Origin of the sequence: Methanobrevibacter sp. (genome assembly GCF_030539665.1) — an archaeon.
Lineage (GTDB): Archaea > Methanobacteriota > Methanobacteria > Methanobacteriales > Methanobacteriaceae > Methanocatella.
Genome location: NZ_JAUNXR010000001.1, coordinates 314,692 through 331,083, shown reverse-complemented (window position 1 = coordinate 331,083; position 16,392 = coordinate 314,692). Strand labels below are relative to the sequence as shown.

14 protein-coding genes are annotated in these 16,392 nt (G+C 32.7%); 3 read left to right on the top strand and 11 right to left on the bottom strand.

Annotation, left to right across the window (positions count from 1 at the left end; all coding sequences use genetic code 11):
- Positions 1–200 precede the first annotated feature (200 nt).
- The 3 genes from Q4P18_RS01575 to hemA are packed head-to-tail and all read left to right on the top strand — an operon-like array spanning position 201 to position 2,508.
- Entirely contained in the window at positions 201–683 is a 483-nt protein-coding gene (locus tag Q4P18_RS01575; protein WP_303334813.1) for a methanogenesis marker 9 domain-containing protein, read from the top strand.
- 1 nt (position 684) lies between these two features.
- Positions 685–1,302, top strand: coding sequence for a bifunctional precorrin-2 dehydrogenase/sirohydrochlorin ferrochelatase (locus Q4P18_RS01570; protein ID WP_303334811.1), 618 nt, complete (start codon positions 685–687; stop codon positions 1,300–1,302).
- Between the two features lie 12 nt (positions 1,303–1,314).
- Positions 1,315–2,508, top strand: coding sequence for a glutamyl-tRNA reductase (gene hemA, locus Q4P18_RS01565; RefSeq protein ID WP_303334809.1), 1,194 nt, complete (start codon positions 1,315–1,317; stop codon positions 2,506–2,508).
- 2 nt (positions 2,509–2,510) lie between these two features.
- Here the strand turns inward: hemA and Q4P18_RS01560 are convergent, their stop codons facing one another.
- From Q4P18_RS01560 to Q4P18_RS01510, 11 genes are all read right to left on the bottom strand, one after another.
- Complete coding sequence (locus tag Q4P18_RS01560) at positions 2,511–3,635, bottom strand: AAA family ATPase (RefSeq protein WP_303334807.1); 1,125 nt, start codon at positions 3,633–3,635, stop codon at positions 2,511–2,513.
- Between the two features lie 53 nt (positions 3,636–3,688).
- A complete protein-coding gene (locus Q4P18_RS01555; RefSeq protein WP_303334805.1) occupies positions 3,689–4,525 on the bottom strand; it encodes a TIM barrel protein in 837 nt (278 codons plus the stop codon).
- A 30-nt stretch (positions 4,526–4,555) separates the two neighbouring features.
- Positions 4,556–5,572: a type II glyceraldehyde-3-phosphate dehydrogenase gene (locus Q4P18_RS01550; RefSeq protein WP_303334803.1), complete on the bottom strand. Its 1,017-nt coding sequence runs from the start codon at positions 5,570–5,572 to the stop codon at positions 4,556–4,558.
- Positions 5,573–5,670: 98 nt separating this feature from the next.
- Positions 5,671–5,886: a heavy-metal-associated domain-containing protein gene (locus tag Q4P18_RS01545; protein ID WP_303334801.1), complete on the bottom strand. Its 216-nt coding sequence runs from the start codon at positions 5,884–5,886 to the stop codon at positions 5,671–5,673.
- 113 nt (positions 5,887–5,999) lie between these two features.
- Positions 6,000–10,226, bottom strand: coding sequence for an Ig-like domain repeat protein (locus Q4P18_RS01540; RefSeq protein WP_303334799.1), 4,227 nt, complete (start codon positions 10,224–10,226; stop codon positions 6,000–6,002).
- Positions 10,227–10,439: 213 nt separating this feature from the next.
- Positions 10,440–11,129 carry an amino acid ABC transporter ATP-binding protein gene (locus Q4P18_RS01535; RefSeq protein ID WP_303334797.1) on the bottom strand — a complete coding sequence of 230 codons (690 nt, stop codon included), beginning with the start codon at positions 11,127–11,129 and terminating at the stop codon, positions 10,440–10,442.
- A gap of 13 nt (positions 11,130–11,142) precedes the next feature.
- On the bottom strand, positions 11,143–11,790 hold the full coding sequence (locus Q4P18_RS01530) for an amino acid ABC transporter permease (protein WP_303334795.1): 648 nt from the start codon (positions 11,788–11,790) through the stop codon (positions 11,143–11,145).
- 25 nt (positions 11,791–11,815) lie between these two features.
- On the bottom strand, positions 11,816–12,622 hold the full coding sequence (locus tag Q4P18_RS01525; RefSeq protein ID WP_303334793.1) for an amino acid ABC transporter substrate-binding protein: 807 nt from the start codon (positions 12,620–12,622) through the stop codon (positions 11,816–11,818).
- A 236-nt stretch (positions 12,623–12,858) separates the two neighbouring features.
- The gene (locus tag Q4P18_RS01520; RefSeq protein ID WP_303334791.1) at positions 12,859–13,953 is read right to left on the bottom strand and encodes a DNA topoisomerase IV subunit A; all 1,095 of its coding nucleotides are present in this window, start codon (positions 13,951–13,953) and stop codon (positions 12,859–12,861) included.
- A gap of 10 nt (positions 13,954–13,963) precedes the next feature.
- Entirely contained in the window at positions 13,964–15,664 is a 1,701-nt protein-coding gene (gene top6B, locus Q4P18_RS01515; RefSeq protein WP_303334789.1) for a DNA topoisomerase VI subunit B, read from the bottom strand.
- 351 nt (positions 15,665–16,015) lie between these two features.
- Positions 16,016–16,360 (bottom strand): hypothetical protein, encoded by a 345-nt coding sequence (locus Q4P18_RS01510; protein WP_303334787.1) that lies wholly within the window; start codon positions 16,358–16,360, stop codon positions 16,016–16,018.
- Positions 16,361–16,392 lie beyond the last annotated feature (32 nt).

The following is a 16,392-nucleotide window of genomic DNA, read 5'->3' as shown; positions in this document are numbered from 1 at the left end:
ATTAAGATATATTATATGGAACTATTACTTTAAAGATTTCTATTTAGAATTATACAGAAATAAAAAGCAAAATGTGCTGTTAACTTACAATAAAATAGGATAATTAATCTTAATAAGAATTAAATAAAAACCTACCCAAAATTTAAATAATAACTTCCAACATATTTATTTATAATATAAAATTTTTACGGAGGATGAATATGAGTTGGGATGATGCACCATCACACATTTGTAGAGGCGGAGATAAAAGAGGATTAGCATTTTGCTGTCCGCCGGTAAAGCCATGTCCAATCATGTTTGCATTAGAGGAAGTAAATTTAACTCCACAAGAATATATTGACATTAAAAACAAATTTGCGAAGGAAACTAGATTAGGTGAAGGTCCTGGAACCTGTTTTGGATCTCTCGTATGGTGTTGTAAACCTTCTAAACCATGCCCATTACGTGACATGACCTTAAGAAATATCAATATGACTCCAGATGAATATTTGGACTTGAAAAAACAACTTTCAGAGGCATTGGTTGGTGAGGAAGGAAGTACTCTTGATGAAAATGCAATAGCTCTTTCTCAAAATTTCGATATTTCAAAAACTGAAGCATTGAAGGTATTGGAAGATTGCAATAACGATTTAAGAAAAGCTGTAAAATTATTAAAAGTCAAATCATTAGAAGATTCTGATTAAAATGAATTGGACTTCAATTTATCTTAAAACTGAAAATCATAATGTTTTTATTCTAGGTACTGGAGAAGTGGCTACTAGAAGAGCAAATAAATTTCTTGACCATGGGGCGAATGTTTGTCTGGCTGGAAACCATTTGGATGAAGGATTAAAAGAAAAAGGAGCTCTTTTGAAAAGCACTGATGAAGTTAACGAATTGGTTGAATGGGCAGACATTGTCATAATAGCTAGTGGCGATGAAGAACTTTGCGAATATGTATCTGAAATATCAAAGGATAAGCTGCTAAACCGGGCAGATTTTCCAGACAAAGGAAATATTATTGTTCCGAATAGCTTTTATGTAGGGGATATTGAAATTTCTATTTTTACAGGAGCAAAAAGCCCCTTGATTTCAAAATATCTCCGTAAAAAAATTCAAAGCATCATTACTGAAGAGGACATTATAAAAATCGAACTTCAGGATTATGCTCGAAAGATACTTAAAAAGAACATTGATGACCAGAAGGTTCGAAAGCAATATTTATATGAAATATTTGAAAATCCGAACCTTGAAGACTTAATTAAACAAAGAAAAATTGAAGAATCAAAAATATACATTAATAAATTAATTGCCCATATTTAGGAGGCTGTTTTTGTGATTATTAATATAAGAGTGGATTATACAGTTGCAGACATTGAAACAATGGAACATGTTTCAAAACAAATCGATGAGATTTTTGAAAGGCTTAAAGAAAAGTATTCTATTGATGAATACATTGAAATATCCACATGCAATAGAAAGGAATATTATATTCATAATGACAATTGTGTAATCGATGAACCGCTTCTTGATCATGAAAACAAGTCCATAATAATAGAACATGGTGATGTAGCTATAAATCACTTATTTAGAATGGCCTCAGGTTTGGAATCAATGATTGTTGGAGAGGACCAGATTTTAGGCCAAATTAAAGATTCTTTAAACATTGCTAAAAAAGAACGCCACTGTGGAAAAATTTTAGACACTATTTTTACAAAGGCCATCCATGTGGGACAAGTGGTGCGTAATAAAACCAACATCAACAAAGGTTCCGTCTCAATCGGGTCCGTAGCTGTTGATCTGGCTGAAAAACACTTTGAAACTCTTGAAAACAAGGTAGTTTTGGTTATCGGTGCTGGAAAAATGGGCAGTCTTGTTGCCAAATCATTGGCTGAAAAGAATCTGGAAGCCATTTTTGTAGCGAACAGAACATATTATACAGCAGTTCAATTAGCTAAAGATTTAAATGGGGAAGCAATATTCTTTGATGATTTGAATAAATATCTGAAAACAGCAGATGTTGTGATAAGTGCAACTGGTGCGCCACATCCAATAATTACTAAAAAAAGACTTTTGGAGATAGGAAATGATTTTGAAGGACTTTTTATGGTAGATATTGCAAATCCTCGTGATATCAGCAGTGATGTGGAAGATTTGGGTGTTAACTTATGTAATATAGATGATTTGCGTGAACTTGCAGAGTTCAATAAAAACCAAAGAAAAAGCGAATCAATAGAGGCCGAAATAATCATAGGTGAAGAGTTTGATTTGCTTAAAGAATCATTTAAAATAATGGAAATAGATGACATACTTGGCCATTTACGTTCATCTATGGAAGATATAAGACAACGTGAAACACAAAAAGCTATAGTAAAACTATCTGATGTAGATGGCAGTGTGAAAATCTTAGATAATTTGACAAAATCAATAGTGAATAAAATTTTTTATGATATAAACAAAAACCTAAAAGAAGCCGCAAAGAATGATGAAGAAAAGGTTATAGAAATGGCAGAATACATTTTTAAATAAAACTATTCGAACATTCCCTTTACTTCTGAATTTTTAACTTTGCCTGATTTAAATGCATATTCAATATCTGACATTTCCACAACATCCTTATCAATAGATATTGAATGATGAAGGGCTGTTTTAAGTATTTTTTCCTTAATGTCCCTTCCAGACATGTTTTTAGACAATTTAACTAGTTTTTCCATATCAAGATCATATTCAAGAGGATATGTTTTAAGATTATTTTCAAATATTGCTCTTCTCTCATCGTCATTTGGAAGAGTGAATTCTATTTCCTCTTCAAACCTACTTCTAACGGCAGAATCCAAGGAAGTCGGATTGTTAGTAGCTCCAATTGTTACAATAGCATCGTTCCTATTAATTCCATCCATTTCTGTTAAAAGCGCATTTACAATTTCAGTAACATCCCCTCTTAAAGACTGGAAAGACCTGTGAAGAGCTATTGCATCAATCTCATCGATAAAAATTATTGCTGGAGTATCCTTCTGAGCTTTGTCAAAAAGTTCCTCTATTTTAGATGCACCATCCCCAACATGATCGCCTATTAAAGAAGTGGCCTTGATTAAATACAATGGAACATCAAGCTCATTGGATAATGCCTTTACAAGCATGGTTTTGCCAGTCCCTGGAAGGCCATAAAATAAAATGTTTTTAGGAGCCCAATCACCGAATTTTTCAGGGTCCTGAATGTATTTAACTAAAACTTTGGTTTTGTTTTTAGCATTTTGCTGACCGACAACATCAGCAAGCATTATATTGGACTTGACTGATTTTATCTCATTATTTTTAGAAATAGACTCTTCAACCAATTCTATTTTAGTATTTTCAGAAATGGTGGAGTCATTAGGTTCTGCAGTCAATATCTGAAATCCAAAATCAGGAATGATTTTCTGATCAAAAAGATAAGAGCCTTCCCTTACAACAAGCCCCATCCACTGTTCACGAGCATACTGTTCAAAAAGGTCTTTATCAAGTATCTCCAAATCGTTTTCCATCAAACTGAAATCGAACGGATATCCAACAGCTTTAATAACAACCAATTCCGCATATTTAGTATTTTCAGAGTTTTTAACTACCTTAACGTTAACGGAACTTTTGCTTTCGACTTGTTTTGGATTACTTTTCAATCAAATCACCCTTTATCAATGTAGCTATAATTTTATAACTCATAGTATTTAAGTTAAAGCATTGAAAGATAGGTTTCTTTCATTAGAATTGCATCTTCATCACGATTAGGGGTTTCACAAATTATATTTGCATTCCAACCGTTGTCAATCAGAATTTCTAGCAAATCTTTAATGTCAGGCCCGAATTCATCACCTTCAGCCAATGTATGGTGTTTGATTTCACCCCCATCCCCATATTCAATTGTAGTGAAATGACAGTGCAACATGTCAATGTCCAAATTATCCTCAATGGCTGAAAAAATACAGTTATAATCATCCTTAGTGTTCAAGCAACCCCTTCCACGAGCATGAACATGAGCGAAATCTACAGTTGGTTCAAAATGTTCAAATTCGGAACATAGCTCAACAATTTCATGAACATTTCCCAATTGTGTACGTTTTCCGGTTGTTTCCGGAGAAAAAGTAAAATCTTCAATTCCTTCCTCTTCACACTTGTTCAGAAGTTTATTAATGGTTTTTTTAGCTTCACTCATAGCTATTTTCGGATCCCTTTTGCTGTAAAAACCAGGATGGAAAACAATTCTATAAGCACCCATCCATTCACCCGCCTGTGCTGCCTTAAATAGATGCCCAATGCTTTTTTCCATTGTCTCTTCACTTGTAGAACATAAATTGATATAATAAGGACCGTGCATTGAAACTAGAATATCATTGTCATTAGAACCTTCCTTCAGTACGTTTGCTGATTTTTCGCTGATCCTTACGCCATGAACAGCCCCATATTCAAAAGAGTCAAGACCCTCATCCTTAATATATTTAGTTGCTTTATAAACAGGGCCAGAATAATTAACAGGTTTTCCAGAAGGCCCAAATAGTACCTTTGATTTCATTGTATCAAAAAAAAAGAGTAATAAAGGAATTTATAAAATTCCCATTGCTTTATTAGTTTTAGCTATTGACTTTTCATTGTCGCTTTCCATTTCAAGCATTGCGCGGATTGCATCAACACTTTCAGGAACAACATCTGATTCTTGGTGAACAGCCTGCATATAGAAAAGTTCATTTCCTACAACATTTATTGATTCTCTCCAAACAGGAATCTCATATAGATCATTTCTATTTCTTCCAAGTTCCTTTGCATATTCCATGAGTTCTGCAGTAGAACCTAAACCGGCAGCAGCGTCAACAACCATTACTCTGGAACGTTTTTCCAAAGCGTCAATAACCTCATCGTTAGTTACTTCATTGTTAATCTCAACCATCAAATTATGTTGGTGCATTAATGTGGTTGGAACAAGTAAAGCCATTGTAGTAACATCAATGTCCCCCATTACGGTTTTTACGTCAGGACCGTGGTGTGATGGTACTTTAGGAGGATTTGGAACTATAGCATTAATAGGACCTTTTTTTACTTCACCAGGGTCGGATCCTCTTCTTACCATTACAGCTCTAACCTTTTTGATATCTACAATAGGATCAAGAGTGTGTAATGTACGGGTTAAACCAGTAGTGTTACATGAAACAACTCTAGTGTAATCTGCACCGTAAGAGTCATCATAATTTGCAAATGAATTAAATGAAAGACCTGTTAAATCATGGTCTTCTCCACCTTGATAAATAGCTTTTACACCTGCTTCCTTATACATTTCAAGGTTTTTAGGACCGATATTTCCAGGAGTACAATCAACAACAATATCTGCTTCCTGAATCATGTCTTCCACAGTTCCTGCAATTTCGATTCCAGCATCCTTAAATTGTTGTTCACGTTCTGGGATTCCGATGTATAAATCATAACCTTTTTCTTCAACAGCACTTCTAGCTTCATAGTTAGGTCTTGTTTTACTAACACCAATAACTTTCATGTCATCCTGAGCAGCTACTGCATCAGCTACTCTTTTTCCGATGGTTCCATATCCATTAATAGCTACAGATTTCATATTAACTTCCCTAAAAAAAATTTTTTATAAAATAATTTCTATTGTTTAAATTATATAAAATTTGATATTTAAAAAAAAAGAAAGTAGAATTGAAAAATTTATTCTACTTTAAAACCTGCTTCTTCAACAGCTTCGATTAAATCTTCATCATTGACTTTATCTGCATTGTACTTAACTTCTACATCACCTGTGTCCAAATTTGCTTTTGCTTCATCTACACCATCAATATCAGTTATGGATAATTCTACAGCAGCTACACATGATGGACAATGCATTCCAACAACTTTTAAAGTTTTTTCTTTTTCATTTGCCATTATAACATCTCCGTTATTTTTAATAGTAATTATATGATGTTATTTTATAAAAGATTATCCTTTTAATCTAGAATAATGAAATAAGTTAAAATAAAAAAAAAAGTTAAAGAATGTTATTTTTTGAACATTCTTCTTATTGGTAAAACAAATAACACTAATAAAAGTAATGCTATAGGATTACCAGTTCTTTCAACAGCCAAGTTTTCTTTGAGTGTTTCTATCTGTTTACCTGCATTGTCACCCTTATAAGTGCCATTGCTCTGATCATCAGTTCCGTTTTTCGGGATTGTAAAGTTTAAACTTATTTGTTTACTAGTATAATTCTCATTTCCAGGGAAAGTTATTGTAGTATTATGCTTTCCAGAGGAAATATGAGGTATTGTAAGTTTTCCCTCACCATTTTTAATAGCAACTGTATGGTTAACACCATCAACATTAATAACGATGTTCTTATTTACATCTTCAGGCATTTTAACAGCTAATTCTAAGGAATCTCCTTTAACTGTTGGTACAATATCCATTTCAGGATTTGCCTTTTCAATTACAAATGAAGTTTGATTTGATAATGGATTATAGTTTTTGTTCCCATTGAAAGATAGTGAAAGTAAATGTTCACCTGCAGCCAAATCATTTGGAATACAGAATGAGCCTTTCCCATCAATTAAAGTCAAATTATAATCCTTATCGTCAATTGATACTGTAGCTGTACAGTTAATACCTTCATCATGGTCACCAGTAATTAAGATATCACCAGTTATATCATCACCAAAAGTCAAATTATTTACATTTAACTCATCTTTTGTGTTTGCTTTACTTACAGTGAAAACAGTTGAATTTATAACATCACCGTCAACTTCAGATACAGTAACTCTATATGTACCAGCATCCAAAATACCCATATCCAAATCAATTTTACCATTTACTTCAATAGTTTGACTTTCACCAGGCCTTAATGTAGTAGATAACATTTTAGAATCACTAATTTTATTTAAAGTTACAGTAACGTTAATTGGAACTTCAGCATTTGTTTTGATAGTGATTTCACCATAATCACCATATGTAACATTTAATGAATCAATAGTTATTTCAATTTCTTTTACAGTGATTGATGCATTATTTTCAATATCCTCATAATTACCTCCATTTTCATGGAATTTCACATTAATTGTGTGATTTCCAACAGATAAAAATTCAGGCAATTCTAAAAATCCCTCACCATTTAAAATATCCATAGTATGACTATTTCCATTTATGTTAATGTTTGCAGTTCCATTAAGACCATTTTTCTCACCATAAGCTGAAACACTTAAACTAGGTGTTTCACCATACCTAATATCATTTGCAGTAACTGAAACAGTAGCATTAGCTTTTAAAACATCAATAGTTTTATTGATAGAATATGGTTTGTAATCATCAGATCCATCAAATGATACTTTGATGGTGTTTTCACCAGCTGATAACTCATTTGCAATATTAAATGAAGCGAAGCCATTAACCACTCCAATAGGATAAGTCTTACCGTTAATTACAACATTAACAGTTCCATCAATAGGATTACCCCTGCTTGTTAGAGTTACATTACCAGTTATGTTCTTATTGTAAACCACATCATCCAAGCTAATTTCAAGATTAGAATCTGCTTTTTCAACTGTAAAATTGACTTTACTGCTGTTTGAAGGAAGATAATCTCCATTACCATCAAACTTAGCTACAGCCACATATTCTCCTGAAGCCAAATCATTAGGAAGATTGATATTACCAGTTCCATTAACAATCACAATAGAATAATCATGACCATCAATATTAACTGTTACATTACCATTCAAACCAGCACCAATACCTTTGAGACTAATTTCACCAGTTATGTTCTCTTTAGTTGTGATATTATCAAAAGCAAGAGACAATTCACTGTCTGCCTTATTAATGGTAAATGATGTAGTGTTTTCGCAATCATCATAATTACCATTTACCTCATGGAAAAGCACATTAATCCCATAATTTCCAGCAGATAAAATTCCAGGAACCTCTAATGAACCTTTACCATCCACAACATCAACAGAATATTCATTTTCGTTAATTCCAATTGTTGCAGTTCCGTTAAGATATTCCTTACCATCAAAAGCTGAAATTTCAATATTGGCTGCTTCACCATAAGTCATATTATCACAAATTATAACAACAGTCAAATTAGCCTTTAAAACATCAATAGTTTTGTTAACATTAGCAGAATTATAAACACCATCACCATTAAAAGATGCGGATATATTATTTTTACCAGCTGATAACTCATTTGCAATATTAAATGAAGCGAAGCCATTAACCACTTCAATAGGATAAGTCTTACCGTTAATTACAACATTAACAGTTCCATCAATAGGATTACCCCTGCTTGTTAGAGTTACATTACCAGTTATGTTCTTATTGTAAACCACATCATCCAAGGCAATTTCAAGATTAGAATCTGCTTTTTCAACTGTAAAATTGACTTTATTACTTTCAGATGAAAGATAAATGTCATTTCCCATAAATTTAGCAGAATAATTAGAATAAATTCCAATTTCATAATTCTTTAATGTCATTGAAGCTTTTCCAACATCATCTGTATTTACAGTACCAATTAAATTTCCTTCACCGTCATAAAATTCAATTTGACCAGTTACTGGATTTTCTTCATAGGTTGTTGTTGAAGTTAAAATGATGTCTTCACCTAAATTAACAGGTGAATTTGATGTTAGTTCAACTTTTGGAACATATGATGATACATAGAGAATTTGATTATCTACTTTGGCTGTAACTGTGTAATTTCCTGCCCCTTCTGTTGATAAGGTGGTGGTTACATTATTTTGAATTGCGCCTTCGGTTACGTTTAAGCTTCCTTTGTTGGTGGAAAGAATAAACCCTCTTGCAGGCAACTCACTATTGTAATCATATTCGCCGTTTTCATCCTTTACTTTAAATTCCAAAGTAATTTGATTTTTCTCATTTGAAAGAGCCACTATTAACCAATTAGATACTTCAAATCCTTCCACACCATTTACGCTATTGTTACCCCACCAATTACCATCAGCAACTGTTTGTGCGACGGCATAAACATTGGATGTGTTATTAGCTGTGTTGTTATAGAAAACGGAATTTTCTATATTGGTGTTAGCACGACTGCCTAAATTTATAGCCCCACCATTTCCAATTGCATCGTTTCTAATGAATGTACAATTAACAATATTTAGAGTAACGGAGCCTGAATTGGAAGTTGTACCTTCAGATATTGCACCACCGTTTCTCGCATTATTGGTAAAGAATAATGAATTGGTTATGGTTCCTTGTACATTCCTGGATGGAGTCATTATGAAAATTGCCCCACCATCCATAGAATAAGGTACGGAGTCAACTACTGAACATGCGCTATTGTTAACAAAAAGGAAGTTATCGAATTCAAAGGAATTTGAATTACTTAAATATCCATATATTGCACCACCCCAATAACCGGAGTTATTTATGAATGCGCAATTTCTAAATGGATAGAGAGCATTGTTAAATCCCTTGAAATAGATTGCTCCACCATAGCTTGTCGCTGTGTTATTCATGAATAAACAGTTATCCAATCCATAAAGATAATTTGCATATACAGCTGCACCATAATGGCCACATTTACCATTTACAATAGTTGAATTGACCAAATATATTCCATTAGCTGCAATAGTACCACCCATAGCATAAGCCTCACAGCCACTAAAGTAAGAATTTGTGACTGTAGTTAGTTTACCACTACCAGCAGTGGAGATTGCTCCACCTTGCCATGCAGTACAATTTATAAAATCACAATAGTGAGCGGAAAGTGAACCTGCAGAACATATAGCTCCACCCATACTATTTCCTGAATTCACATGGTTGTTGACAAAATTACAATATTGTACTGAAACAAGAGAATTACCATTTGCAGCATATATCGCACCTCCCTGAGTATTATCTCTTGGAGGTATTCCATTTACAAATTCAATATTGACAAAGTATACCTTAACAGCACCATTCACTACAAAAAGATTTGTCTTCTCCTGACCATCGATTATGGAGCTTACTGAGCTTCCTTTTGAATGTCCATAAATAATAAGGTTCTTATTGACGGTAATGACCTGTTCTCCCTTATAATGAGTACCATTCAAATATATAGAACTTCCAGCATCAGCATTATCAATAGCTGTTTGTAAATCTGCAAAAGTAGCCTCTGGACGTGATGCATCATTTGCACCAAGATTAGTTGAATTTAAATCACTTGCACTAACTGCAGATGAAAAACATAATAATACTAATAAACTAATAAGCATTAGTTTATAAAGTTTCAATTGTTATTTCACCCCAAATATAATAATATAAGCCCATAAAAAATAACATAAAAGATAAACTAAAAATTGAATATTTTTTATATCATTATTTAAAAGACCCGATTAATCACATGCCAAAATGTAATTAACATAAATATTTTTCTAGATATCTTAATATAAAACTATCTATTTATAGCATTTAAAAAAAAAGAAAAAAAGATTAAATTAATCTTTTTAAAAATCACCAGCCAGATGACCTAAGAATTCCTGCATACGCTTATTGTCTGCACTGAATACTTCATCAGGAGTTCCTTCCTCAGCTATGACTCCCCCTTCCATGAAAATAATCTTGTCAGAAACACTTCTTGCAAAATTCATTTCATGAGTTACAATAACCATGGTCATATTTTCAGAAGCCAAATCCTTAATTACCTTAAGAATCTCACCAGTAAGCTCAGGATCCAAAGCTGATGTCGGTTCATCAAAGAACAAAATATCAGGATTCATAGCTAAAGCCCTTGCAATAGATACCCTTTGTTGTTGACCTCCAGAAAGGGAACTTGGATAAGCATCCTCCTTATCTGACAAGTTCATTTTCTTAAGCAAATCCCTAGCTTGCTTGTAAACTTCCTCCTTATTCCTTTTTTGAACCTTAATAGGAGCATTAACAATATTTTCCATTACACTTTGATGAGGGAATAAGTTAAAGTTTTGAAATACCAAACCAAAAGTCCCATTAAAGTTTATTTCACCAGAATCATGAGTTTCAAGGCCTGTTGCACATCTAAGAATAGTAGATTTCCCAGAACCGGATGGTCCTATGATGGATAATACTTCCCCCTCATCCACATCAAAAGAAATATCTTTCAATACTGTATTGTCACCAAAAGATTTTTTAAGATTTTTAATTTCTAATAATTTCATAGAATCACCCAATCTAATAATAATCCATTTGTTTTTCAATATAACTCATAATAGCTGCAACAACAATATTGAATACATAATAGAATACACCTGCAATAAGTAAAGCCATAATTGAAGCATTAGCAGCAGCAATCTGTTTAGCTACTGTAAACATTTCAGGAATTGCTAATACGAATGCTAAAGAAGTATCCTTTACAAGTGTAATTGTTTCATTAGTAATTGAAGGCATAGTAATTTTAAACATTTGAGGTAAGATTATATGGTAAAATGTTTGGAATTTACTATAACCCAAAATTTTTGCAGCCTCATACTGACCTTTAGGAATTGACTCGATACCTCCCCTGAAAATCTCAGCAAAGTAAGCTGAATAGTTTAAGGAGAATGCAATGATAATTGCTACAAACCTATATGTTGAAGATAAATGGAATCCGAATATGAAAAACGGCCCAAAGAATATAATAATCAGTTGTAGCATTAAAGGTGTACCTCTCATAATAGAAATAAAGAATTTCATTATGTCACTTAATGGTCTAAATTTGCTTCTCCTACCTGCACAAATCAATAATCCAAGAGGAATAGCAAATAAAAGTGTTAATAAGAATATTTCTATGGTGGTAAGCATACCTTCACATAGTTCAATAATAATTGTCTCTAATAACATGATTTAATCGCCCGTCTATTTAATTTCATTTCTTTACAAGAGATCCTGGAACACCATAATCTGAATATTTTTCAGCTATTTTTGCTACTGTTCCATCTTTAAACATTTCATCCAATGTTTTTTGAACTTGATCTCTAAGTTCTACATTTCCTTTCATAAATCCAATAGCATACTGCTCTGATGAGATTTCCTCATCTAAAATAATATATTTATTCCCATCTTCTTTGGAGTTAATATTATATTGCGCTACACCTAAATCCATTGCAACTGCATCACACGCACCTGAATCCAAATCCATAAATCCAGTATTGTAGTCCGCAATTTGTGTTAATTTTTCAAATGTATCTGCCAATGGTTTTTGATCGCCTTCTAAAGCTGCAAGAGCAGATGAATCCCTTTGTGTTTCTACAATCTTACCGCTTAAATCACCAAGCGTATTAATTCCAGAATCTTTCTTAACGACAATCACCTGCTTGTTGTCAATATAAGGATCAGACCAAGTGTATTGAGATTCCCTACCATTAATGGTAAAACCACTCCAAATACAATCGATGGTACCAGAATTTAACTCAGTATCCTTTGCATCCCAATCAATTGGCTGTTTAATTAATGTCCAATTGTTTCTATCACAAACTTCTTGAGCTAAATCTAAATCAAAACCAGCATATTCTCCATTATCATCTATAAAACCATATGGTGGAAATTCTGAATCAAAACCTACGATTAAAGTTCCCCCATTATCTTCAGATGTTAATAGATTTGCATTTAAGCAAACAACAGCTATTGTACAAATTATGAAACCAAGAAAAATATATTTAATTTTTTTGTTCATAAACACACTCAAAATTTTTGATATATCTAAAATAAATTCAGATGAATAAATATTTCTTTTATTAAATATTTATGTATATTGGTTTAAAAAAAATCCAGTTTTGAAAAACGGCATTTATAAATAAATAATAAATAATTGAACAAAATTATTAAAAATGAACAAATCAAAGGAAAAATGAAAATAAAATAATAATATTGTATTAAAAAAATAAAAAAAAATAGAAAAAAGCAAGGAAATTAGTTTTCCATAGCTTCCAATTTTTCCGGGAAGTAGGTATCTACTACATACTCAAGACCATATTTGGAAAATGATTGCTGTTCTGCCTTTTTACCAATCTTAAGCATTTTCTTAATTTCACTTTGCCAGAAATCATTTTTATACCTTGGGTCTTTTGCAAGTTCTTTTAATCTCATTACGTCAACATCTTTAAGTTTATCGGTTGGTAAATCGTAATTGACAATATCACTTGCAGTTACTCCCATAAATCTAGCATCAGGAGTAGCTAAATCATGATTTACGTGAGCTAATTTAGCACTTCCAGAAATAATAACCTGTGCAATGTGGAATCCCCATGGGTCTCCGTCGTTACAGATATAAACTGGCAAATTAAATTCTTCATTAACCCTTTTGATAAATCTTCTTGTAGCACGTGCCGCTTGCCCTTTTAAACCTACAATCAAAGTATTAAACCTATCATAAGCTTTTTCCTGAACCATCCTATGGAACATTCCCATAGTTTCTACAGCAATAACACGTTCAACATTATGATCTAAAAATTCAACCTGATCAATGGTTGGTGAAATTGTATAACCTGATTTTCCTGCCTTTAATGCATTAATTTCAACATCACTGTCTTTTAATGTAATGTCACCATAAACAGAAGCCCCATCTTCCTCAGGCATTAAACCCAAATCCTCACGAGTAGTACCGAGAGTTACTTCAAGGTCCTCACCAACAATGTTGGATTCCTGTTGTGTTTTGAAACTTATTCCCCAACCTTCAGAAACATAATACATTTCCCTGATAGTTGCGGTTTTTTCTCTTTGAACTAAATCCTTACAGAAATTAGCCACATAAACCATCTGGCCTAATTTTCTGATTTGTTTTACATTACCAAGAGACCTTTTACCATATCTGTCTCCAAGAACGTAATATCTTTTAGCATCATCATAAACAATGTTGGAAGTTCCTCTTGATGGAACTTTAACGGCAGGGACTTGCTTTTTAGCTATTTCTTCTACAATATCCTCACCTAAATTTTTCAATTTGTTGTAAGTATATTCTTTTCTCATCTCTTTATGAGACTTTTCCTGTGTTTTTTCATCTGCCATTTAATTCCCCCTATTCAAATTCCTCTTCTTCCATTGATTTATTTAAAGAACTATTTTCATCATCAACCGCATAACCATATTCATCCAATTCTTCCATGATCAATGCATCTTCTTCAATAAGTTCTTCATCATCATCTTCAACTTTCTCACCAAGCAATTCAGCAAGAGACCTTTTAGTTACCTTGGATAAAACATCCTGAATGTCCTGTTGTGGTGGTAAACTAACTTCACCAAGTTTTGCAGCCTCTTCGATAATAATTGGAACATAATCTTCAAATACTTTTGAACGCATTTCTTTTTCTTTAGCTGCCTTTTTCCTTCTTAAATGCTTTTGAAGTTGACGAGCCAATTTCATTGTAGCTTGTCTGATTTCCTGAACAATCTCAGGTTCTGGAGAAACACTTTGCTTTCCAGTGGAAAGATATGGGACTTGTGTTGAAATAATATTGATGAACAAAGTCATTGGAGTGCTGTCTAAGTCTTTAAGACCGTAACGTTTCCAATCAATACTTTTTAAAGCTTCAGTAATTGCACAGCTTCCTTGATCGAAAGTTAGTGGAACCCTGTTTGCAAACCTCATAATTTCAGATTTCTTTTGATCGTTTACAATTCTTCCAGCATCCCCACCATATGCAATTCCTGCTTCAATAATGAAGGATACACCTCCCCTATATGTTACAGGTTTTCTTGTAAGGGTTGCTACAAATTCCGGCTTTAGAATTTGTTTCATACCCTTTTCTATTTGTTCAGAACCGATTGGTATCAATCCGTCAGTTGGTGGAGCCATAAATTTCATTTCACTGAAAGCATTTACAATAGCTTCTGCTTCAGCCCATTTCATGTTTTTAGGACGCTTATTCATATCTACGCCAGTAAGTTCCTCAATTTCTTTTATTCTTTTGTTGGACATTCTTGAAAGGGAACTGGTCAACATGCTTTTATATCTTCTTTTGTCAGTATGCTTTGCCATGAACAATATATCATCAGCACTTACCCCTTTTGGATGAGGTAAAACTTCTTTTGGCAAAATTGGGACAATATCCGCTGCTCTTTTGAAGATATACTTATGTCCTGTTGGGTCTTTAAAAGTAATTTTTGCATGAGGGTTTCCAATCATTGTTCTTCTAATGTATTCAAAAGCTCCTTGTTCAGCCATTGAATATGAAACATCCTTAAAGTGAAGTTCGATGCAAACGCCAGTGTGTTCCGGTTTAATGTACTCTTTTTCCATTAATAAACCTTTATTCTGTTTTACATCCATTTTGAACTTCATTTTAACTCCTTTAAGTTCATCCCCTTCCTCATAACAAGAGATAACCCTTGCAGGTTCACCTGTTGTCATCTGTGAAAGAAGTACACAACCACTACAACCTAAACCTTGTTGTCCTCTGGATTGGATGTTTCTGAATTTAGAACCTGCAAACATACTACAATATACCTGCATCACATAGTCTTCAGGAATTCCAGGACCATTATCAGAATGTCTGAGAATATAATGATCTTTATCTACTCTTTTTAGTTCGATATTTAATTCAGGCAATATTCCTGCTTCTTCAGCAGCATCAAAACTATTTGTAATCAATTCGTGGAAAACAATAGTTAATGATCTAATCTTACCTGTAAATCCTAACATTTGTTTGTTTTTTCTAAAAAACTCTGATGGAGTCAATTGTTGAAAATTGTCAAAGAGTTCATGCGCTTGTTGAGACAAAATCTTCCCCCTAATAATTTTTAAGATAATATAATTAAAGTCTTTAAAATATAGTATTTAAATAAAATCTGAGAGCATTTAAAAAGTAATATTGAAAACTCAAAATAAAAAAATGTGAGAAAATACTATACTTATTTTAACATATGTATATATGTCTATCAAAGTATATAAATTTTTATCGAAAAAAAATTAAGAAAAAACAACAATAAAAAAAAATTACATATCCATGTAATAACTACAGTTCATGTAAATATTATACACAAATGTTTTTTATACAAACTAAATTTAATAAATATAAGAGATTGATTTTAAAAAAGAAAAAATGTAACATTTTAGAAAAATGCTACAAATTTAATCTGTAATTTCTGCTTCACAGGTTACAATTACACCTTCTTCAGTATATCTGATGATTCCACCAACATCTAAATCAGCAGCTTGGGAATAGATAATTCCAGAGTCAGCTAATTTTTGAAGGTTTGCGTAGAACTCATTGTAGATAGCAGAATCTACACAATCACATTCTCCTTTTACATCTTCAGGAGAACCTCTTTTGTAGTCATTCTCGAAGAAAGCATTTGCGATGTTGTCATCCCATTCTTTATCCGGATCGTTAAAGAATATTTTTAATCTTAGCTGAATGTCAGCCCCATCGTATTTTTCTATGTCACTTTTTACATTATATAATAATCCATGCATATTTTTCACCTCAAATTAAAGATGAACAACCA

Coding starts and splice junctions, on each gene's coding strand:
- Q4P18_RS01550 (WP_303334803.1), bottom strand. CDS start 5,572: ATGAAATCTGTAGCTATTAATGGATATGGAACCATCGGAAAAAGAGTA.
- Q4P18_RS01510 (WP_303334787.1), bottom strand. CDS start 16,360: ATGCATGGATTATTATATAATGTAAAAAGTGACATAGAAAAATACGAT.
- Q4P18_RS01530 (WP_303334795.1), bottom strand. CDS start 11,790: ATGTTATTAGAGACAATTATTATTGAACTATGTGAAGGTATGCTTACC.
- Q4P18_RS01575 (WP_303334813.1), top strand. CDS start 201: ATGAGTTGGGATGATGCACCATCACACATTTGTAGAGGCGGAGATAAA.
- Q4P18_RS01525 (WP_303334793.1), bottom strand. CDS start 12,622: ATGAACAAAAAAATTAAATATATTTTTCTTGGTTTCATAATTTGTACA.
- Q4P18_RS01555 (WP_303334805.1), bottom strand. CDS start 4,525: ATGAAATCAAAGGTACTATTTGGGCCTTCTGGAAAACCTGTTAATTAT.
- Q4P18_RS01570 (WP_303334811.1), top strand. CDS start 685: ATGAATTGGACTTCAATTTATCTTAAAACTGAAAATCATAATGTTTTT.
- Q4P18_RS01545 (WP_303334801.1), bottom strand. CDS start 5,886: ATGGCAAATGAAAAAGAAAAAACTTTAAAAGTTGTTGGAATGCATTGT.
- Q4P18_RS01520 (WP_303334791.1), bottom strand. CDS start 13,953: ATGGCAGATGAAAAAACACAGGAAAAGTCTCATAAAGAGATGAGAAAA.
- Q4P18_RS01535 (WP_303334797.1), bottom strand. CDS start 11,129: ATGAAATTATTAGAAATTAAAAATCTTAAAAAATCTTTTGGTGACAAT.